The sequence below is a fragment of the Streptomyces sp. NPDC006510 genome (assembly GCF_040611955.1).
Classification (GTDB): domain Bacteria; phylum Actinomycetota; class Actinomycetes; order Streptomycetales; family Streptomycetaceae; genus Streptomyces.
On record NZ_JBEXPH010000040.1, the window covers coordinates 1 to 22,047 of the forward strand.

General features: G+C 69.0%; 11 protein-coding genes. All 11 read left to right on the forward strand.

The features are described 5' to 3' along the window. Positions 1-750, forward strand: a 750-nt coding sequence (eccD, locus tag ABZY11_RS15205) for a type VII secretion integral membrane protein EccD (RefSeq protein WP_356479571.1), incomplete at its 5' end; no start/stop codon positions are given. An 18-nt stretch (positions 751-768) separates the two neighbouring features. Further along, positions 769-2,319 (forward strand): type VII secretion protein EccB, encoded by a 1,551-nt coding sequence (gene eccB, locus ABZY11_RS15210; RefSeq protein ID WP_356479572.1) that lies wholly within the window; start codon positions 769-771, stop codon positions 2,317-2,319. Between the two features lie 102 nt (positions 2,320-2,421). Further along, positions 2,422-2,787, forward strand: a complete 366-nt coding sequence (locus ABZY11_RS15215; RefSeq protein ID WP_356479573.1) for a hypothetical protein — start codon at positions 2,422-2,424, stop codon at positions 2,785-2,787. A 109-nt stretch (positions 2,788-2,896) separates the two neighbouring features. Next, complete coding sequence (locus tag ABZY11_RS15220) at positions 2,897-3,220, forward strand: WXG100 family type VII secretion target (RefSeq protein WP_329814345.1); 324 nt, start codon at positions 2,897-2,899, stop codon at positions 3,218-3,220. Positions 3,221-3,233: 13 nt separating this feature from the next. Continuing rightward, positions 3,234-3,677 carry a type VII secretion system-associated protein gene (locus tag ABZY11_RS15225; RefSeq protein ID WP_356479574.1) on the forward strand — a complete coding sequence of 148 codons (444 nt, stop codon included), beginning with the start codon at positions 3,234-3,236 and terminating at the stop codon, positions 3,675-3,677. A gap of 150 nt (positions 3,678-3,827) precedes the next feature. Next, the gene (locus ABZY11_RS15230; protein ID WP_356479575.1) at positions 3,828-6,494 is read left to right on the forward strand and encodes an AAWKG family protein; all 2,667 of its coding nucleotides are present in this window, start codon (positions 3,828-3,830) and stop codon (positions 6,492-6,494) included. 8 nt (positions 6,495-6,502) lie between these two features. Further along, positions 6,503-6,997, forward strand: a complete 495-nt coding sequence (locus ABZY11_RS15235) for a YbaB/EbfC family nucleoid-associated protein (RefSeq protein ID WP_356479603.1) — start codon at positions 6,503-6,505, stop codon at positions 6,995-6,997. A 7-nt stretch (positions 6,998-7,004) separates the two neighbouring features. Further along, positions 7,005-7,349, forward strand: a complete 345-nt coding sequence (locus ABZY11_RS15240) for a hypothetical protein (protein ID WP_356479576.1) — start codon at positions 7,005-7,007, stop codon at positions 7,347-7,349. Positions 7,350-7,368: 19 nt separating this feature from the next. Next, the gene (locus ABZY11_RS15245) at positions 7,369-19,893 is read left to right on the forward strand and encodes a hypothetical protein (protein ID WP_356479577.1); all 12,525 of its coding nucleotides are present in this window, start codon (positions 7,369-7,371) and stop codon (positions 19,891-19,893) included. Beyond that, positions 19,890-20,576, forward strand: a complete 687-nt coding sequence (locus tag ABZY11_RS15250) for a type VII secretion system-associated protein (protein ID WP_356479578.1) — start codon at positions 19,890-19,892, stop codon at positions 20,574-20,576. Before ABZY11_RS15245 ends, ABZY11_RS15250 begins: the two co-directional genes overlap by 4 nt. Continuing rightward, positions 20,573-21,952, forward strand: coding sequence for a hypothetical protein (locus ABZY11_RS15255; RefSeq protein ID WP_356479579.1), 1,380 nt, complete (start codon positions 20,573-20,575; stop codon positions 21,950-21,952). The genes ABZY11_RS15250 and ABZY11_RS15255 overlap by 4 nt, the downstream gene beginning before the upstream one ends. Positions 21,953-22,047: the final 95 nt, after the last annotated feature.

Here is a 22,047-nt window from a genome sequence, read left to right on the forward strand (position 1 = left end):
GCCGCCGGTGCGGGCGGTGCGGTGCTGGGGCTCGCGCTCGCGGCCGTGTCCGTGCCGTTCTTCCTGGCGACGGCGGTGTTCTGGTGCGCCGTCGCGCTGGGCGGGGCGCTGGCCGGGCCGGCCGATCTGACGATGGACGGTGCGGCGACGGTGCTCGCCGCGCTGGCCGTGGTGCTGGGCGGTTTCGTACCGGCCTTGGCGTTCAAGCTGGCGGGAATGCGGATGCCCGCGCTGCCGACCAACTCCCAGCAGTTGCAGGAGGGCATCGAGCCCTACGCCGGTGGTGATGTGACCACCCGCACCGAGCTGGCGAGTGGCTGGATGACCGCGCTCTACGGAGCGGCGGGCACGGTCTGCGCGGCCTGTCTCGTGGTGCTGGCCGACGGCCCGAACCTGCCGGAGACCCTCACCGCTTCGGTGCTTTCGCTGCTTCTGCTGCTGCACGGGCGCGGCATGGTCAATGTGCCGCAGCGGCTCGCGCTGCTGCTGCCCGGGGTGTGGGGTGCGCTGCTGCTGACCGTGGCGCTGGCCGCGTCGCTGACCCCCGAGGAGCGACCGCTGCTGGTGGCGGGGCTGGTGGCGTTCACCGCGCTGCTGGCGATCGTGTCCTGGACGGTGCCGGGGCGGCGACTGGTGCCGTACTGGGGCCGCGCGGCCGAACTGCTGCACTCGGCACTGGCGATCAGCCTGCTGCCGCTCGCGCTCTGGGTGCTCGGCGTCTTCGCCGCGCTCCGGGCGATCAACGGCTGACCCGGAAGGTATTGCCAGATGCAGTCCAAGCGTGACCAGGTCCAGGCACACACCTTCGTGATGGGCCGGCTGACCTCGGGGATGCTGCTCGCCGACCCGGACGCCCCGGAGAGCCCGCTGGGGCGGACCACCCGCGGGGTGCTGATCGGTGTGGTGATCACCGTGCTGGTGGCCGCCGGATCGCTGGTGTACGGCTTCATGTCCCCCGGCGGCAACGACGCTTGGCGGGCGTCGGGGACTCTGGTGGTGAACCGGGAGACGGGAGCCCGTTACATGTACGTGGAGGGCCGGCTGCGGCCGGTGCGCAACTACGCCTCCGCGCTGCTGGTCGGCGACGGGAAGCTGAAGTCCGAGGACGTGAGCACGGCGTCGTTGAAGGGCACCGCGGTGGGCGCCCCGGTCGGGATACCGGGCGCGCCGGACTCCGTACCGGGCGTGAAGGACCTGGAGCAGGACCCGTGGCAGGTGTGCTCGGTGCTGGCGTCGGAGGCCGGTGGGGGGTCCGGTGGCTCGGGGAACCCGACGGGTGCCTTCACCGCGTTGGTGGCCGGTGCGCCGGTCGAAGGGCGCGGAATGGGCGCCGGGCAGGGTGTGGTGGTGTCGGGGCCGGACCGGGCACGGTATCTGGTCTGGCAGGGCAGCCGGTTGCGGCTGGACAGGAGCGGGAACGCCGCGGTGTCGCTGGGGTACGGGTCGGTGACGCCCCGGCCGGTGTCCGCCGCGTTCCTGGACGCGTTGGTGCAGGGCCCGGATCTGGTGCCGCCCGCCGTGCCCGGCCGTGGTGGAGCGGGGCCGTCGTTGGGCGGGCGTCCGTCGAAGCTTGGGCAGGTGTTCCAGTCGCGCACGCCGGGGGCGGCGCGCCAGTACTACCTGCTGCGCAAGGAGGGGCTGGTTCCGCTGACGGAGACCGGGGCCGCGCTGGCCCTGGGTTCCGCCGAGACCAAGAACGACGCGTACGGCGGTGCGGCGCCCGCCGCGGTGGTGATCGGCGCCGCCGAGGTGAAGGCCGGGCTGGCGCCCGGCGCGGAGGGCAGCGAGCCCGTGCCGGCCGGTCTGCCGCGGACGCCGCCGCGGGCCGAGTCCGTACCGGCGGGCTGGGCGGCCTGTGCCCGGGTGCGGCCCGACCACGGGGACGGCACGCGGGTGACCGGTGCGCTGGTCCCGCTCGCCGCGCTGCCCCCGGCCTCCGCGGCATCGCCCGAGAACATCGCCCCGGCCTGTCTGCCGGTGGACGCGACGGCCGTACGCCCGGGGCACGGCGCGCTGGTCAAGGCGCTCGGCGCGGGCGGCACCGATGTCGGCTCCACCACCTACTTCGTCGCAGACAACGGGGTGAAGTACCGGCTGCTGTCCCGGGCGACGCAGAAGGCGCTGGGGTACGACGGCGCCGTCGCCCAGGCCCTTCCGTCCCCGCTCCTGGCGATGCTGCCGTCCGGCCCGGATCTGAGCCCGGAGGCGGCCGCAGCGGGACGCGGGGTGGGCACGACAGAGCCCTCGTGCCCACAGGCGGAAAGGGATGCGGGCGGCCGTGGGGACAACAGGACATTGCCTTCGGGTAAAAGAAGTTGATGGTTCCTCAGGAAAAGCTCAGATGCGGTCGAGGATCATTGAGCACACCACGGATCTGATCATAGGATCACGGCCATCCAGCAGTTGAGCATGGGAGACACCGTGGCAGACGCAGGCGCGCAGGCGGGACCGGGCGGCAACCTCCAGCAGTCGAGCGAGAGTTCGACCCGGAACGGCATTCAGGCCCTTGAGGCCGCCTACAGCGGAATTCTCAAGTCCCGCCAGGACGTCGACGACACCCGCAACAACCTGAGCAAGGGGTACCAGGGCAGCGACGGCGGCCAGTACGGGGTCCTGCTGAAGCAGTGGGACGACCAGGTCAACATCATCCTGCGCAACCTGGAGGACATGGTCGACAAGCTCAACACGAGCCTGGTGGAGCACGGCAAGACGCAGGGATCGTCGAACGACGCGATCAACCAGGCGTACAGCGCCTCGCAGAAGGCGTTCGACGACCTCATGGCGTAGGACCGCCCCGGACGACGTGATCCCGTCGTCCATTCCGCCGGCCGTCCGGCACCCCTCGTCGCCATCGCGGCGGGGCACCCTTCCCAGGCAGCGAAGCGAGGTCTCCCCGATGCCCGACAACCTGACCGACGGTTACATCCTGGTCGACTACGGCCACATGAACAACGCCGGCGACGACATGGTCCGCCAGACCCAGGCGATCGCCCGGACACTCGCGTCCCTGGAGGCGGAGCTCGCCGAGCTGCGCAAGACGTGGTACGGCTCCGACGCCGACACCTACCGTCAGAAGCAGGCCGCCTGGGACCAGGCGGTACGGAACATGGAAACGCTGCTGAACTCGCACGCGGCCCTGCTGACCGACATCTCGGGCAACTACAAGTACAGCGAGAACTCGCTGTCGCAGATGTGGTCCGAGATCTCCATCGGCCGCTGAGCGAGGGCACCCGATGGCCGATCTGACCCACCTCGACGGCAAGAACCTCAAGTCGTTCGCCGAGAACGACGTCACGGATTTCCAGACGGCGCTGGACAAGATCCGCAAGGACGACCCCAACGGTCTCAGGGCGCTCAAGAGCATCCTCGACGGGCGCACCACGCCCGGGACGCTCCAGCAGGACCCGGCGCTGGCCATCGGCCTGCTGGGAACGGACGACAGTGTGCACGGCCAGTCCCTGGTGAAGGCGGTCAAGGGGGCGGCGGCTTCGGTCGACGAGATCTTCGCGAATCAGCAGACGCTCTTCAAGCACATCAAGAGTGACCTGCTGACGACCATCGAGAAGCTGCTCAGCACTCAGGGCGAGAGCCTCGAATCGATCGATGGCGCCGCGCTGCTCGACATCTTCTCGGACGTGGACAAGGACCTGAGCCCCACCGCCAAGACCGGCGCCTGACCCGGCCGCTCCCGCCGGGGGCGGTCCGCCCCGGCGATCCGCCCGGGCCGCTCCCGGCGGTCCGGGCCGACCCGTCTCCGTACGGTCTCCTCGCCGCCCGCCCCGATTCCGCCCGCCCCGATCCCCTTCTTCGCCTCCGGAGCGTTCCGCATGTCGACCCCGACTTCACAGAGCTACGACGCCGACGACTACTGGGGGCAGGCCGTCACCAAGCTGACCGGCTATCCGATGCCCAGCCGGAAGGGTCTGTTCACCGGCCTGAGCAGCAAGGAGAAGAGCCCGCTCTTCCGGATGAGCCTGGACAAGATCAGTGTCCAGTCGGTGGTGAACGCGGCGAAACAAGGTTCACTGAAGAGCGAAGGCCAGGACTACGACCTGTACTTCTACACCAACAAGGGCGGCCACGTGGAGATGTACCACGCCCGGCTGGTCTTCATCGGCGCCTTCATGTCGGACAACGGGCGCAGCCGGGGGCTGGAGGCCAATGAGTCCCTGAGCGGCGGGAAGTACAAGGGCAAGTACGGCGACGACTTCGACATCGGCCCCCTGGGCCAGTACATGGGAGGTCCGGGAGCGGCCCTGGGTGCTCTGATCGACTCGAAGACCACACAGGGGGCCTCCTTCAACGGCGCGTCGGTCCCGGACGCCAACGTGGTGGATCTCAATTCCTTCCGGAACACCGCCCAGGCCTTCGACCGGGCCGCCCAGTTCTTCGTGGACCAGACGGAGATCCTCGCGGGGTGGCAGAAGTCGCTGGGCAGCGAGCAGTCCTCCTGGAAGGGCCAGGCGGCGGGAATCTTCTGGCAGTTGATCCATCAGCTGCACGGGAACTACGACAACTACAAGGAGCAGTTGGGCGCGGGCGACAAGTTCGACGCCGTCGGGGAACCCGCGTTCACTCCGAAGTCCAACCACTCCAAGCAGCTGATGGCCGCGCAGCAGACGCTGCTGACCCAGGGGAAGTCCCTCCAGACGGCGTGGAACGCGTGGATGGGGCGCAATGAGCACGACCCGCACTTCTACCTGATCAAGGTCCTGGACGAGATCCTGGCATGGCTGACGGCGCACAACATCCCGTTCATCACTGCGACGACCAGCCAGGGAAACGTCATCACCCCCACCACCACCACGACGTACTCCACCAAGGACGGTTTCCAGGAACCCCATCCGACCTATGGCGACCTGACCGACATCCAGAACTGGGCCAAGGTGGGCGAGGAGGCCGTACGGCGCTGGAACGAGTTCATCGAAACGCCCCACCCGGACATCGAGGGGCTCCAGCTCGGTCTGAACGGCACGGCGCAGAAGGTGCTGTCCGACCTCAACAACGCCTGGATCGACGCCACCACACCGTTCGAGACGCCGCTCACCACCAAGAACACCGGTTCGCTGACGGAGTTCTACACCAAGGAGAAGACCGAGAAGGCCAAGGAGGAGACGGACAAGAACAACAAGGATCTCAACACGGCGCTGGACAACCTCAACAAGGGCATCGGTGACATGGGGAACAACGTCACCAAGTCCCTCAACGACTTCGGGGGCGGGCCGGGCGGTCTGAAGGATCTGTTCGGCAACACCGATACGAAGGATCTCAACGGCGGGTCGGGGAACGGTCTCGACGACCAGCTCGGCAAGAACCTGACCAACGACCTCAACAAGGACCTCAACAACATCGACAAGCCGGGCAACGAGGGCTCGACCGAGGGCAACGGGAACTCCTCGCACTCCGGCCCGCTGAATCCGCTGATCCCGCCGCCCAAGCTGCCCGACAACTCGGTCCTGGGGCCCGGTGGCGGGACCACCTCCCTCGACAAGAACCGCAACCTGGTCACGACGTACCCGAACGGCGACCGGGTCACGTACGACCCGAAGACCGGGAAGTACACCGTCACTCCCCATCAGGGCAAGACCACGGTGCAGGACCTCAACCCGGGCCAGAGCGTGACCAACCCGGACGGCAGTGTCACCAAGCTGAACAAGGACGGCACGCTCACCACCACGTTCAAGGACGGCAGCAAGCAGATCGTCGATCCGGAGACCGGCAAGGTCACGAGCATCGACAAGAACGGCAAGGAGACGGTCAGCGAACTCAATCCGAGGACCGAGCTCCAGTGGCCGCCGAACCGCAACAACCACCTCACGCCGCCGCCGACCCATCAGGACCTCAACCGCGACCTGAACCGCGATCTCAACAGGGACTTCCGGAACGACCTCGACCGGGATCTCCACCGGGATCTCAACTCCCTCGGCGGGAACTCCCACAGCTCGTTGAACAACTCCTCGTCCGGCGGCGGTCAGAACCGGTCCGGCGGGGGCGACTACGAGGAGTACGACAGCACCTTCCACCCGGGCGGAACGCTCGGTGCGCCGCCCGGCACCACCGGCACCCTGCCGACGGGCACGGGCACGGGTACGGGCATGGGTTCGGGTGCGTCGTCGGACGGCTCCACACCGCTCAACCCCATGATGCCGATGGGCGGCATGGGCGGGATGGGAGGCATGGGCGGGATGGGCGCCGGCGGGCAGGCCGGTGGTTCGTCGGGCGAACGCGTCCGCAACGTCCTGACGGAGAGTGGCCCCGGTACCCGCGGCGGGTCGTCCCGTTCCGGCGGCCGGCGCGGCGCCGACGAGGAGCGCAGCGCCCGCAGGGCCCGCACGGCCACCAGCTCCACGGCTGTCGCCGGCGGCGCGGCGGGCGGCACCCAGGGCGGCCAGGCGACCGGCAGCGGTGAGCGCGACCGGGTGCACTGGGTGGCCGAGGACGAGGACGTGTGGGGCGCGGAAGAGGGCGGCACGCCCACGGTGATCGGACGGTGAGCGGCGCGATGAACGAGGCGTCGGAGAGTCCGGGACGCGGCGAGGTCTCGCCGTACGCCCGGTCCGTGGAGGCCCGGCTCGCCGCGGCGATGGCCGAACTGGAGGCCACCGAGAAGGGCGTGGCGAAGGCCGAGGCCGAACTGCGGCAGGCGACGCGCACCGTACGGTCGGCGGACCGGTCGGTGGAGGTCACGGTCGGGCCGCAGGGAGAGCTGACCGCGCTGCGGTTCCTGGAGGGGAAGTACCGGACCATGTCGCCCGGTGAGCTGTCCGGGGCGGTGCTGGAGGCGTTCGGGCGGGCCCGTACGGAGATGGCCCGGCAGGTGATGGAGACCTTCGAGCCGTTCACCCGGCCGAGCACCGAGGTGCCCGAGCTCACGGGTGTGGACATCGACTGGGCGCGGATCTTCGGGCCCGAGGTGCTTCAGGGCCCGGACGAGCGGGCCCGGCAGGACTCGGGACGCCGGTTGCGTGACGAGATCGACGAGGACGAGGAGCGCTGAACAGAGCATGAGCGACGCCTATTTCGCCGAGCCAGCCCGTATCCAGGCCGGGTTGCGGCAGATGTTCTCGATCAGCACCTCGATCGGCTCGATGGTGGACGACTTCGTCATGGACGTACGGGCGACGCGCGACTGGCCGGGCCAGGACGACAGCTTCGCCCAGGAGGTCATCCCGCAGGAGCAGAAGGAGCGGGAGAGCAGCAGCGAGACCGCGCTCGCCCTGTCCGACGCGGTCAACGGCGTGGCCCACGGGACCTCGGTCAACCTGGCCTCGATCAAGTCCAACCAGAACAACATCCTGGACGCCATCCGGGATCACCGGATCAGGCCCGACAACAGCGGAAAGCGCTGACGGCAGAGAGCACGGCCCCATGTCGATCAAGGCGACGCCCGAGCTGAACAATCTGCTGTTCGTCCTCATCGGCGAACGGCTGTTGCAGGCGGACGAGGATCTGGCGTACGCCAGCCGGCGGCCGTACCACCGGCTCGCCGACCGTCTCACGGACCTGTCCGGTGAGATCGAGCAGTCGGTCGTCGGGATCAGCAGGTCGCTCCCGCCCCAGGTGGGCGCGAACTACCTCCAGTCGATGAAGCTCTTCATCGACAACGGGGGCACCAACCATCTCCGTGACTTCTCCGACCAGTTGAAGACCATCGGTGACGGCCGCACCGAGACGTCGATGAACATCACCGAGTCCAAGTGGCAGATCATCGCCGAGCTGATCCGGCTGATGATCGAGCTGCTGATCATCTTCGTGATGTCGTTCTTCTCGGGAGGGGCGTCGGCGAGCGACGCGGCGGTGGCGAAGGGCCGCAGCCGGGTGGTGGTGCTGACGGTGCTGGACACGCTGCTGAAGCGTACGCATCTGATGCCGAGCCTGAGCGAGGCGTTCCAGGAGGCGTTCCAGACCTTCGCGGTACGTCTCGCCATGATGATGGCGGGGCCCGACGGGCGGCGGCCGAAGGGGTTCGACTGGAAGGCCATCGGGCAGGACGCCGTCTTCGGCGGGTTCGCGGGGTTCTTCCACGGCGCGTTCTCTTCCGGACTCGGCAAGTTGCTGAAGAACTTCACGGGCAAGGGGCCGGTCAAGAACCTCACCAAGGACGTCACCGACAAGGCGCCTCGGCCGAAGAACTTCTCGGCGAAGAACCTGGGCAACACGGTGCTGAACGACACGAAGGACTTCCTGACCTCCGGTGGCTCGGAGGCCGTCGCGGAGATCGTGGCCGGTGGCCTGACGACGGGCAACTGGACTACGGGCTGGGACACCTTCCTGGGTTCCGGGATCAGCGGCAAGGCCGAATCCCTGCTCGGGAGCGGCGCGTCCAAGCCCGGTACCTGGGTGCAGAACAACTTCACCAGGAAGAACGTGCCGACGTCGAGCAAGGCCGACGGGGACGGCACGGGGTCGAAGTCCGGGAGCGGGACCGAATCCGGGAGCGGGACCGGGAGCGGAACGAATGCCGGCACCGGGAGCGGGACCGGCGGGGTCTCGGGAGGCGGGAAGAACAGCGGCACAACGAACGGCACCGGTTCCCAGGACCAGACGGACTCGACCGAACACACGGGTCAGACGCAACAGTCCGAGCAGTCCGAGCAGACGGGAAACAACGAGCACACGGGGCCGAAGTCGACGTCCCCTGCGTCGGGCTCCACGGGCCCGTCCAGCTCGACCGGACCGGCCACCAAGGGGTCCGTCAACACCTCCAGCAACGACGACCACACCGATTTCACGGGCGAGACGAACAACGCGGACAACAACACGGACGAGGAGACCCAGCAGACCTCCGACGAGCGCACGGTCCCCCCGACGGGAACCGATTCGCACTCCGGTCCGTCGCACACGTCCAACACTCCCAACACCGGCAACAACTCCTCCGACACCTCGCGCGGCGGCCCCACCCGGAACCACGGCCCCGCTGCATCGCAGGACGAGCAGACGCCGAACGCACAACCGGACACGCAGAACCAACCGGACCGGGACACGAAGAACGGAACGGGCCGGGGCTCCGAGCACGACCCGGAGCAGGAGCACGAAACACCGACCACGCAGACCGACACGGATACCGTCTCCCCGGAGAACGACACCGAGCCCAGCACGGGGCTGCTCACCGAGGACGGCTCCTCCGACACCGAGCAGCCCTTGTCCGACGCGGAGTCCCCCTCCTCCTCCCCGTCCATGTCGCAGGCCGCCCCCCACACCGTCACCGTGCCGGAGCATCAGCTGTGGGCGCAGCTCCTCGGCACCCCCGGTACCCCGCCGCAGCAGTTGCTCACCGACATCGCCGCCCACCGGCAGGGAACCCCACCGTCACAACAGGAGATCGATCTCCGCAGGGAGCTGCACGAGAAGCTGAACAGCACCGAGGGCGGCGTCACGATCTTCATCGACGACGCGGCCAACTTCGGCCATCAGGCCGCCGCCACGATGCTGATGGACTCCCTCGACGAGCTGGGCTACACGGGGCCCATCACCGCCATCGCCCCCGACAGCGTCCAGCAGAAGCTCAAGCTCCTGCTGAGTGACGACCTCAACGCCCGCGTCTCCTGGCAGACCCGGACGTTCGACCCGGACCAGCCGGCGACCGACCCCCGGGCATCCGGGAAGCCAGGGGCTCAAGGACTGGTCATGGTCGCGGCGAGCGACCGGCTCGACGACGACGGAAAGGTGGCGGAGCGGTTCCTGAACTTCCTGGGAACCGACCGGGCGATCGTGCTCAAGCCCTACGCCTGGGAATCCTCGCACCGCTATCTGTACAGCAGGCCGTCCGCGGACGACGCCGTCGACGTCAGGGACCTGGAGAGCAGCGAACCGTCCGATGACACGGGCAACGCCGTGGCGCCCGACGCGATGTTCAACTTCCACACCCCGCTCCTCACCCACGACGCGCTCAAGGACCTGATCGACCGGCGAGTCACCGACCCCGCCGTCGCCGCCGGACTCAAAGCGGTCGCCCAGGCCGTTCACGAGAACGGCACCGAGGTCATGCCGGTCTACGGCCTGCACAACGTCGCCGAGCCGGGCCGGGTGTCCGCACTCAGCTCCCTGGCCGCCGGGATCAGCAGATCCGGGATCGGCAAGCCGTCCGTGATCCTCTCGTTCGGCCGCGCCACGGTGGACTTCGCGCCCGCACACTCGAATGCGCACCTGAGCCGGACCGAGATCACCGCCGGGGACCTCGACCAGCAACTCGCACAGCTGGGGCCGGACGACGTCCTCGTCGTACAGTCTCCCGGCCTCCCCCAGGACGTGTTCCGGCAGGTCTTCCAGCTCGGCACGCTTCCGGCAGTGCTGGAAGGGGCCAACACCACGAACCTGATGCAGTTGCTGGGCCGCCCGTACTTCTCCGCCCTGACCCGCCACACCCCGTACGACAGACTCGACCCGGTCGCGGCAGACCATCTCGGCCAGGTGACCAGGGCCATCACCCATCCCAGCAAGTGGGGCCGCAGGGCCGCCAAGTTGTCGAGCGAGCAGCCGACGCCCGAGTGGACGGCGCTCCAGCACGTGCACACGGCGCAGTCCGTGATGCCGGCGCTGCCCGGGGACGGGGACGGACGAATCCTGACGCGGGACGAGGTGGACCGCCTCACGGCGACAGGAGTGCTGAGCGCGGAGGACCTGAAGTCGGTGCTCGGTGACGGCAAGGACGTCAAGGCCGTGATGGACGACCACGCGTACTCCGGCCGCAAAGTGACCATCACCAAGGCTCAGTTCGACACGATCCAGACCCGGCTGCAGAAGCTCCGGGCCGAGCATCTCGTCAAGGTCCGAAGCGCGATGGACCACTTGTCCGTCACGCCGGAAGAGAGTGCGACCGAGGTCGTCGCGGAGGCCATCGGCGAGCTGACGCGGCCCGGCTCCCGGCTGCACAACTACTTCAAGAGCCTCCGGGCCAAGGCACACGATCCGGGCAACGATCAGACACTTCAGGCCCTTCGCCTGGTCCTCACCGACAGTCCGGCACTGCCCCGGACCGAATCCCTCGCCCAGGACCGGAGTCAGGAAGGGAACACCCAGCAGGAAACCCCGCGTTGGCGGACCGACTGGGACCGGGTGGACGAGTCCGACGACGAGAGCGACCACTCCGAAAGCCTGCCGACATCACCCGTCGTCGCCACGTCCAGTCGCTCCACCCGGTCCGACTTCACACCGACATCCAGCCGTTCGTCGAGTCCCGACAGCATCCGGCCGAGGACCGAGAGCCGGCAGGAGAACACGGACGAGGAGCAGAGCGAGAACGAGGGCTCCGAAACCAGGGATCTCACGGCTCTCACGGAGATCCCGGTTCGGAACACCGAAACCGTCGACAACGAGACCACCGAGATCAACACCGAGGACGACAACAAGCAACCAACCAGCGACGACGACTTCGACAGCGACATCGACATCGACATCGACTTCAGCCTCGGCCTCCTCGGCGACGACAAGCCCGATGTGACTCCGGACAACGGCTCCCCGGCCGTGACTGCGGTCGTTGCCACGAGTTCCTCCGCGCCCCCTCCCCGACTCGTGCTCAAGTCCGCCCGCTCGGCCGATGACCTTCCGGTCGACTCGGGCGAGATCGTCCAGCAGACGGTCGCGGACAACTCGTCCGGCTCGTCGGTCCTCGCCTCGTACACGCAGACGGACTGGGCGCAGCGAAGTGGACGCTTCAACACCGTCATCACCTCCACGACCTTCCAGGACCACCATCACCACGAATCGTCCATGTACCGCCGGCAGCGCCAACTGCCCTGGAGCGGCCAGAAGGTGTCCTTCTTCGCGGCACACGGCACTCCCACCCGGGTGAGGCTGACGCGGCAGGACGGGACGACCACGGTGATCAGCGGCAGGGAACTCGGCCGCTACCTGGAGCACTCCGCCGACCTCGGTCCGAAGGACCGCCCCATCGTGCTGTACGCCTGCTCCACCGGTGCCTCGCCCACTCACGGCGGGCTGTCCGTCGCCCAGCACGTCGCCAATGTGACGGGCCGGCCGGTGTACGCACCCACCACGACGGCGGGTACGGCGATCGGCTCCGACCAGCGGATACGCCCGGTCCTCTTCCGGGACAGCGAGGAGAATCCCGGCCACTGGACCTCGTACGCCCCCGAGCCGACCGGCGCCGAACTCACCGCGCTCGCCCGCACCGCGGGCCTGCACCCACCGGCCGACACCACGGACACCTCGGACACCGCAGGCGCCGGGAGTTCCACCGCCCCCGCGCCTTCCGAGGACACCCCCGGGCCCTGGGCCACGACACGAACGCTCCAGCTGGTGCGTACCCTGCGCGGCACTTTCGGCACACAGATCGAGCAGTCCCCCGACCACGACTCATTGCTGGCGGCGCTCGGCGCACTGGACAACGAGCGTTTCGGTGGGGACGACACCGTCTGGGAGCCGTACCGTGACGGGCGGATGACGCCCGATCTGCTGCGTCGCATCACCGAGGGGCTGTCCGGCACCGGCATGCCCGGCCTGGACCGGTACTCCGCTCTGTTCGACCGGGTAGGCGAGGCATCCGGCGAGAACGGGCCGGGCGCCGCTTCGCGCCAGGACGACCTGCGGTCCCCCTCCCATGACGTCACACAGGACGCGCTCGAACCGTCGCGGATACAACAAGAACAACAGCAGGAGAGCCGGCAGCAGGTGACGGCGTCCACCACGGACACTACGGACACCACGGACACCAATGCCTCCACCGACGTGGTCCAACTCGTGGTGTCCCAGCTCGCCGAGCAGCGCCCGGCCACCATCGACGACCAGATGCGGCCGGCACCGCCCCAGGGTGCGGTCCAGCAGTTCCCGGGCGGCCTGAAGCTGCCCACGTACATCACCGGAGACGGCGAGCTGGCCGGTTCGGCCTTCACCTACGGTGAGAGCCAGGTGACCCAGCGCGGCGTCGACAACGTGCTGAACCGCATAGCCACGTCGGCGCTTCCGGTCCCCGCCCGACGCCCCGGTCTCGTCGAGAACAACCCGCTCGGCGAACTGGAACGGGCCCTGAAGCAGACGCCCCATCTGTTCCACGGGGACGGCTGGCTCTCCACCCCGTTCAAGGACACCTCGGGACGCGTCCGCCGACTGCGGGTCTCCCAACGGCCGCAGGCCCCCTGGTCCGTGATCACCAACGAGAAGGGCGCGCCGATCACGCTCGACCCGGTGAAGGTGGACCAGATCCATCGCAGCCAGATCACCTCCGGGAAGTCCGAAACGGCCGGTTCCTCAAGGCAGTTCGGCCTGTCGGTCCCTCTGGGGCCGCCGATCGGCCCGGCGAACATGTTCGGGCGGGTGGGTCTCACCCTGGGCTTCACGAAGTCCGTCGACTTCAACCTCCAGGACCAGACCCTGAGCCAGGTCGAGAGCCGCCACTCCGACGAATCACATCTGTACCTGGGCGATGTGATGTACACGGTCGAGTTGACGGACCCGGCGCCCGAGAAGCACGGAACACTGAAGCGGATCGCCGAGCGGTTCAGCAGGCCGAACACCCGGTCCACGGCACCGGTCCAGGGCGGGCCGGTCACCGAGCTCACGTTCGGTGTGAAGGACGGGCTGCTGCTGCGTCTCCCGGACAACCTGACCGCCAAGCACAACCGTGAGCACGCACCGGAGGAGATGCGGCTCGACGAGCACAGTGACTACCGCACGGTGCACACCGAGGGATACGGCTCAGTGGCGGACATCCACACGTGGGCGGTGGACAACGCCAAGGCCGTCGTCGGCTCGGCGATGCACGCGGAGATCACCCGGTTCTTCAGCTCGGAGAACTTCATCCGGATCGCGGACCGGATGGCGCACGGTCCGGTGACCAGTCAGCCCATGTTCACGGATTCCGGCGAACCCGCCGGCGTGTTCGTCGTGGACAAGATCGTGCCGGGCAGGGCCACGCACCTCTCGGGGACGAACGCGGCCGAGCTGCGGAACGCCATTCAGCGGGTCATCAAGAACGATCGCAGTACGTCCACCGCGTACAGCCAGGACCTCCAGTTCACCGTCGGCCCCAGCCTCTCCTTCGACCAGTACGCGACGAGCGCGGCCCAGCCGCGCGTGCAGGTGGCGGGCTTCGCGCAGTTCGGCAACCGCTCCACCCGGACCACCGGCTTCGGCGGTTCGGGCAGCCGGAAGATCGTCGGACGTGCCAAGAAGGTCCGCACCGAGCTGTACCTGGTGCAGAAGGAGGTCCACGTCCGCAGATCCGGGGGGAAGGGTGGTCGGACGTTCACCGTCTGGACCCTCGACCGGATGACCCGTGCGGAAGCGCGCCGCCTCGCCGGATGGGACGACGGCACGACACTGCGCACCCGCTCGGCGCAGCTCCCGGCCGTGGTCGCCTCCTGGGCCGAAGGGAGCGACGGCGGCAGCAACGTCGGCAGTGGGAACAACGGCGACAGCAACGGTGTCATCGCGTCCGTGACGCCTCACACGGGTGAACCGCCGCCCCCGGTCTATCTCCCCGTGGACCATCCGACACTGCTCGGTATGGCCAGGGTGGAGGCGTTCCTCCCCGACAGCGGTGACGACCGGACCGGCACGGACTCCGACGAGGACGCTGCCGAAGGCGCTTCCGAACCGACCGTGCCCCGCCCCCCCGCCTCATTCCTCACCGACCTGACGAACAGTGTGATCGCGGCCGTCGCCGAGCAGCACCCCGGTCTCGTCGCCCCCCTCGCGGATTTCACGGATCCCGCGGACAAGTCGAAGGGGTGGCGGGGCAAGAACCATTTCAACGCCGCCCTGCAGAACACCCTGAGTGTCATGGACGCCCTCAGCCATCACAGTGTGGCGGGACAGCTGGAGTCCTTCGCCGCCGACGGACTGCGCATCCGGCTCGTCGACATCACCGGAACCAAGCGGAAGTTCCGCTGGATCCAGGTCAAGGGCGACCTGACCGGACGCCGCTACGAGGGCACACGCAACGAGCTGATCCTCCGGAGCAGCACACCCGGCACTCAGCGGCTGGACAGCTCGGGCACGGTGTCCCACACCAGGGAGTTCGGGATCGACGTCGGGGTGTCGGCGCGTGAGAACAACACCGACTCCTTCAAGCAGCCGATCAACAGCGGTGTGATCACCCCGGCGGGCCGGTTCGCCTGGCAGAAGGCCCGGAAGACCGGATCCGGTGCCACGGTCTCGTACGAGCCCCTGCACGCCACGTCGGGCCCGTCCCATGTGTTCAGCTACCAGCTGTCGGTGACCGTCACCAGTGGCGGGTACTGGCGGTTCCGCGAACCGCTGCGGTTCCTCGGTGTGCTCGGCACGGGGCTCGCCGTCGGACGCAACACGGAGATCGACCTCATCGGCGGCAATGCAAGCCGTCCGGCGGTGACCGGACGGGTGCTGCTCGACGTGCCCGACGAGCACATCCCACCGAACCCGCCGAATCCACAACAGGGGCAGGAACAGGAACAGACGCAGAATCCGGCTCACCCCGACCCGGTCCCCACCGCACTGAGCCCCCAGGAGGTCAAGGATCTGCTGGACGGCCCGACGCAGCCACTGAATCCGGACGATTCGGTCCGGAACGACGACACGGACGAGAATGCGGGCGCCCACGAACTCACTGAGCAGCCAACGCCCTTGACTCCGTTCGACGATCTGCCCCACCAGGTAATCGCCGTCGCCGGCAACTCCGAGCTGAGCCAGGGTGTGGAATCGGTACTCAAGGACGGTTCGGGCGATGCCTGGCAGTTCAGCCTGCACGGGGCCGCGCCGCACGATGCGGTGATGCGCCAGTTCCAGCCGCAGGTCCTCGCTTCGTTCCTGGACCAGTCGGTCACCCGCGCGGGCATGCGCATGGTCGAGCTGTTCGGCGCCGGTCCGTACGTCAATCGAATCGGCCGGCTCGCCCACCGGGTCTCGTTGCGGAATCCGGTCGTGCAGTCCAAACCCGTCGCGGTGGAGACCGAGTTGACGCTCGGCGCCGAGACTCAGGTCTCCCATGCGAAGACCTCGGTGACCGTGGCCAAGCTGAATCTCGGGCTCGCCTATGCGCGCAGCCACGACCAGGGGCCGTCGCTGGTCGGTACGTACGGACTGGTCCTGAACGGGACGTGGACCAAGGGCCGCACGGCGATGGTGACGAACACGGTGTCGGTGGAGAACGACCGGGACGACGAGAACCTCAAGTACCTCGTCACCGCCGATGTCCAGCACGAGGTCGGGTTCACGACGCGCGCCAACGGCCTGGCCAGTCCACTGCGCGCACTGTTGCCGATGCTGAACTCGCACTACGCGGGATTCAAGCTGAACGTGCCCAACGGCTGGCTCGGCCATGTGCCGGAGAAGACCGCGCACCGTCTCGGACTGGTCGGCCAGGGGCTTCCTCCCGCCCCCCGCTACGCGGAGGACTCCTGGTCCCCGGCGCCCTGGCTGAAGGACACCCCGTTCGGCTCGTTCCCGGTCAACTCCCTGGACTCCTCCCGGGCCGCGCGGGACTTCGCCGCACTCCTCAAGTCGCAGGGGGTGGACGACGCCGGGCGGGACCACATCCTGGACATGGTGACACCGCGTGCGCTGCTCGCCCTCCGGCAGCAGATGGCCGCCGCCAGGGGCGGGGTCACGGCGGTGACCCGCACCGCCTGGACCAAGCTCGGCGAGGTGTCCATCGGCTCGCAGCGTGCGACGGTACGCATCGAACTCATCCAGGTGGAAACGGAGTTCGACGGGATCGATCACAGCGTCACGTTCCAGGAGACCCTGGGCATGACCGAGACCGTCGAGGTGAATGGCGTCAAGGCCGTCACGACGACGACCGGCTTCTCGGTCACCGAAGCGGTGCGGACCCAGAACACCGCTGCCCCCACCGCCGGGCCGAGCCTCTCCGAATCGCTCGCCGTCACCCAGCAGAAGACGGTCACCACATCGGCGAGCCGTATGAAGAACTACACGTTCTATCCCAACGAGCCCTTCGCCGACTTCCTCACCACGTACCGGCTCCGCATGGTGCTGGTGAACTCGGACGGAACGGAGCTTCCGTCGATGGACTTCCCGGTCGGCACGCTGCGGGAGCAGCTGCCGCTCAGCCTGGCCATGCCGGACATGGACGACTCCGTCGCAGAGAACAGCGTCCCGGTCTCGGTACAGAACAACGCCTCGGCCTCGGTACAGAACAACGCCACGGCCTCGGCACAGGACACCATCTCGGTCCCGCAGCAGGAGGCCACCGACCAGGAAACACCGCCCCTGGAGAACACCGACGGCAATTCGCCGGAGGACGAGAACCCGCCCCCCAGGGTCACGCTCCGACGGCCCGGACAGCTCACGGACGAGGACATCGAGAACTGGCGGCGAGAGGGTGTGACGGAGGTGTTCACCATGCCGTCCAACGGCTTCATGCCGCGTCGGATCACCGACACCGGCACGGCGCTGGACGCCGCCCATCTCGCCATGGCCAGGGCGTTCAACACCAAGCTCCCGCACCTGCCCAAGTCCACCGGTCCCGTCGAACTCACCGGCCCGCAGCTGACGGAGGCCGCGGGCAAGGCCCGGACGTCAGGTCTCGCCCCCCAGGGACGGCCCTCCGGGCAGGCCCTGTCCGACGGGCTCGCGAGCACCCAGACGGCGGCTTTCTTCGGAAATACCGCGACGGCCAACGGCTATCTGGCGGCCACGATGCACGATGTCGGCATCGCCCTGGACACCCAGGGCAGCTACCGGTTGTTCTCCCGCCCCCAGCTGAATCAGGCGGTGCTGCTGAGCGTGGCGGCGGACGCCACGATGGAGAGCCCCGAGCGGCAGACCGCGAGTTCGGACATCTCGATCACGGAGACCGGCGCGCAGGGCACCACGCTCGGTGCGTCCGTCGGCACGTCCGCACCGCCGGTCGGCTCCATCTCGCCCGCGCCGACCGGCAGCGGAGGGAACACCGGCGAGTCGGGGACCCTCAAGATCGCCTCGGCCGACGGCACCCAGCAGAACATCAAGCCCAAGACCGGTCGGGCGATGCTGTTCTCGATCCCCACGGACTGGCTGGGCGAGGCGACGATCGTCCACGGCAAGGTCGCCAGTGTCTTCGTCCCGGGAAGCAGGTCGCAGGTCGTCGAGTACCGGACCAATGTCCTGGCCTGGGTACGGGAGGACGTGGCCCGCGAGCTCGGACTGATCGACGACACGACTTTCCCGGCCGACGTCACCGCCGCCTGGACCTCGGTGGCCGCGGCGAGCAAGGCATGGGTGGACGCGGACAAGGCGTATTGGAAGGTCCGGCGCGCCGCCACCGAATCGACGGGAGACGCTCAGGCCGCACCCGAGCAGCTCGCGCAGATGGAGCAGCTGGCCGACCGCTCCCGCGACGCGATGCGAGAGTTCCGTCGGGTACGGGCGGCGGCGGACCGGCTCACCCGGTGGTACCACCGCACGCCACGCCGAGGCCCCCAGCCTCCCGCGGTGGTCTTCACGGCCCCCGAATCGCCGAAACCGGTGGCCCCCAAATACACCGTCCCGGACACGGCGCCGAACTCCTCCGGCACCCCGCCGACGCTCGTCTCCCCGGACGGTGACACGTACACGCTGCATGACGTGCCCGAGGACGGCGACGCCTTCTTCCACGCGCTCACTGCAGGGCTCCGGCACACGGGCACCCCGTTGCCGGGCCCGACCGGCAACCCCGAGGACACCGCGACGCCCGTCACCGACCTGCTCGGACGGATGACGGACACTCTCACGGACGACTCGGGCGATCTGCTGGACTTCACGACCCCGGACCTCCTCGACACGTTCGATCCGCAGGAACTGGCCGATGGTGGCCCCACGTTCGCCGAGGGATCCCCCGAGGCCCGTGAGTTCGCGGACCCCGCACACACCCTGCCGTTGTACGCGCGGCTGTCGGCCGACGAACGCAAGGCCCTCGCGCTGACACAGCTGCGGCGCCCGGGCGACTCGCCCGACAACACCGGCTGGGACCACGGGGCCGCGGACCTGCTGCCCGCGCTCGCCGCCCGGACCTTCGGCGTCAGGGTGACGGTCGTCCGGGACGACGGCACGTTCCAGGACTTCGAGCCCGGGACCACCGACGAGTCCACGGGCCAGGTCGTGCTGTACCTCAAGGACCGCCACTACCAGGCGGCTCTGTCGCCTGTGGTCACGGCCTCCGAGACGGACTCGAACAGCGACATCCCGAAGGACAACAGCTCGAACGACGACGGCTCGAACGACGACAACCAGCAGAATGACAACCAGCAAGACGACAACCAGCAGGACAGCCAACACGACGACACGGACACGTCGGAGACCGACACCACCACGGACGACGACAGGGACCCTTCGGAGTCGGACTACTTCGCGGACAGCGAGTCGAGCACGACACCGCAGCCGCGGACCCGGCAGCGCACGACCGGACGGTCCGTATCGCGGCTCGTCGCAGAGCCGACCACGGACGACGAGAGGGACGCGTCGGAGTCGGACTACTTCGCGGACAGCGAGTCGAGCACGACACCGCGGCCGCGGACCCGGCAGCGCACGACCGGGCAGTCCGTATCCCAGTCCGTCGTCGAGCCGACCACCGACGAGGCATCGACACCGCCCCTGACACCATCGACGCCGCTACCACCGCCCACACCCACACCCGCGAGCGACGACAACGGCGCGACGGACTCGGACGACGCCTCCCCCGATGTCCTCGCCCAGGTCCTCGACGAGTACGGGGTGCGGGACATCGTCGTACGGCAGGTGAATCTGCGCCCGCTCAACGATCCGCTCAAATCCGCGACGGCCGCGCTGGACCTCGCCCCCCAGGGGCTGTCCATGCGAGCCCTGGAGCTGACCGATGATCAGATGCTGAAGGTACTCGCCCACCACCGCCATCTGTCCCCGGAGGCGGTACGGGAGTTGCTCAAGCACCCGTCGTACGCGGCGGTCCTCCAGCACGACGACGAGGTTCCTTCGGCGTCGACACGCACCACGACTTCATGACGGACACGAACCGAGGCACACACATGCAGCTCACCGACGGGCCGACCGGTCAGGAACTCCCGCCCGTGCCCGACCACATCCGCGAGGCCGCGCGGCAGGCGCCGGACCACTGGATCGGCGTCGTCGACCCCGCCTGGACGGACGATGCCGCCCCACCGTCCTGGGCCGTGGCCGGGGAGTGGCGTTCCGGGCTCGACGGCGAGGTCGTGGAGTGGCAGCCCAACGACGACTACCGGCCGTCCCCGCTCGCCCTGGGCTGGCCCGAACCGACCGATCCGGTCGATGCCGCCGTACAGTTGGCCGTCACCGGATACGGCCCGCTGAGCGACGCCGTCGAGGCGCTGGCAGGCGCGGAGGCGGCAGTGCTCCGGGCCCCGGACGGAGGCCCGTTGACGGTCGCCGGTGCCGACGGTTCACCCGCGGTCCCGCTCTTCACCGCCGTACCCCACCAGCCGTTCGAGGGCGCCCTGGCGCACGACACGGTCGCCGTCGCCGACCTGGTGCGCGGCCTCGCCACGGACCGGGTCCGTCTCTCCGTCAACCCGGCAGGCCCGGCACGCATCTTGCTGGACGCGCGTCAGGTTCTCGACGCCGTCCGGCCCACCGTCTCCACTCCGGCCACCGGTTCCACCGATCCGTCCCACCCGCTCCCCACCAGTCCCGTCACCCAGAGGACCCCATGACCACGTCCAGGAACGAAGAAACCGCGGCCGCCTCCGAGCCGGAGGCCAACGCCACCTCGGAGGCCGCCACGGGCGAGACCTCGGTACGGACCGCTCGCGCGGCTTCCGCCGGGGGCGGTGACACGGCGGGGGCGGCAGAGCCGTCCACCGCTCCGGAAGAGACGGCCGGAGAGACCTCGAAGAAACCCGGCAAGGCGTCCGGCGAGGAGTCTTCCGAGGCGTCCGGCGAGGAGGAGAGCGCCGCGCCCGCGCCCGTGCCGGAGAGCGAGGCCGCGACCGCCGAGGGCGAGGCCGCGACCGCCACCGCCGAGGCGGAAGCGGAGGCGGAAGCGGAGGCGGAAGCGGAAGCCACCGCGACCATGACCGCCACCACCACGGCCGACGCTCCCGAGAAGACGGGGCGCCCGAACAAGGCGCTCCTCGCGGGCGCGGCCATCGCCGGTGTCCTGCTGGTGACCGTCCCCTTCCTGGTACACGTCGGTGGCGGCAACGACGGCAAGCGTTCGGCGGCCGGCGGCGAGGCCCCCGGGACCATGCTGGGCTCCGGCAAGGGAGACATACCCGGCGCGTTCGAGTCAGCGGCGCCCTCGCCCCGCAAGCCCACCGGCAAGGAGGTGCCCGGCGGCGAGGACGGCAAGGACGGCGGCCCCTCCGCCGACGGCGCGCACGGCTCCGCCCCGCTCAACGAAGGCGGCGACTTGGCGGGCGGGGCCACCGCGGACGGCGACGGCTCCGCGCGGAAGTCCGGTGGCGGCACGAAGACCACGGCCGGGAAGACCACCACGAACAGGACCGGCACGGGCAGCGCGGGCGGCGGTTCGGGCGGCACCACGGAGAAGGTCGCCCCGCAGTCGACCGTGGTCTACTCCGGCGTCGCCGGCAGTGGCTGCCCCACTCCGTCCGGTGGCGGTTACCAGCAGGACGGCTACTTCTCCGACGGCAGCGCCGGCTGGTACACCCGGTCGTCCGGCGGTTGGTCGGGCAACGGCTGCAACGGCAGCTACGTCGCCGTCCCCATGTCCGGGGACACCGGCACCGACGCCAAGAGCCGCGTCAAGTGGTGGTGGAAGCCCGGCACCAGGGCCCGCACCTGCCAGATCTCGGTGTACATCCCGAACAGCAACACCACGCTGTACGTGGGCGGGCACCCCACGAAGTACCACGTGCTGGTGAACGCCAACGACCGTACGACCATGTACAGCAGCTTCACGATCAACCAGGTCGCTCACCGCGGCCAGTGGGTCGACGCGGGCACCTTCGCCATGAAGGGCTCCACGATCGGGGTGAAGCTGCTCGACCGTGGCGACGACTGGTCCAAGGGATGGGAGAAGGCACACCACGCAGCCGCCCAGATGAGGGCGACCTGCCGCTCCTGACGACATACCGGTCCTGACGAGCTGCCGCCCGTGACGGCGTACCGCTTCGGGCCGGCCCCCGCCGGGGGCCGGCCCGCCGTGATTCCCCGCGCCAA

What these genes read in the sequence shown, in the direction of transcription:
- eccB (WP_356479572.1), top strand. Translation starts at nt 769, where the DNA reads ATGCAGTCCAAGCGTGACCAGGTCCAGGCACACACCTTCGTGATGGGC.
- ABZY11_RS15225 (WP_356479574.1), top strand. Translation starts at nt 3,234, where the DNA reads ATGGCCGATCTGACCCACCTCGACGGCAAGAACCTCAAGTCGTTCGCC.
- ABZY11_RS15235 (WP_356479603.1), top strand. Translation starts at nt 6,503, where the DNA reads ATGAACGAGGCGTCGGAGAGTCCGGGACGCGGCGAGGTCTCGCCGTAC.
- ABZY11_RS15255 (WP_356479579.1), top strand. Translation starts at nt 20,573, where the DNA reads ATGACCACGTCCAGGAACGAAGAAACCGCGGCCGCCTCCGAGCCGGAG.
- ABZY11_RS15220 (WP_329814345.1), top strand. Translation starts at nt 2,897, where the DNA reads ATGCCCGACAACCTGACCGACGGTTACATCCTGGTCGACTACGGCCAC.
- ABZY11_RS15245 (WP_356479577.1), top strand. Translation starts at nt 7,369, where the DNA reads ATGTCGATCAAGGCGACGCCCGAGCTGAACAATCTGCTGTTCGTCCTC.
- ABZY11_RS15230 (WP_356479575.1), top strand. Translation starts at nt 3,828, where the DNA reads ATGTCGACCCCGACTTCACAGAGCTACGACGCCGACGACTACTGGGGG.
- ABZY11_RS15240 (WP_356479576.1), top strand. Translation starts at nt 7,005, where the DNA reads ATGAGCGACGCCTATTTCGCCGAGCCAGCCCGTATCCAGGCCGGGTTG.
- ABZY11_RS15250 (WP_356479578.1), top strand. Translation starts at nt 19,890, where the DNA reads ATGACGGACACGAACCGAGGCACACACATGCAGCTCACCGACGGGCCG.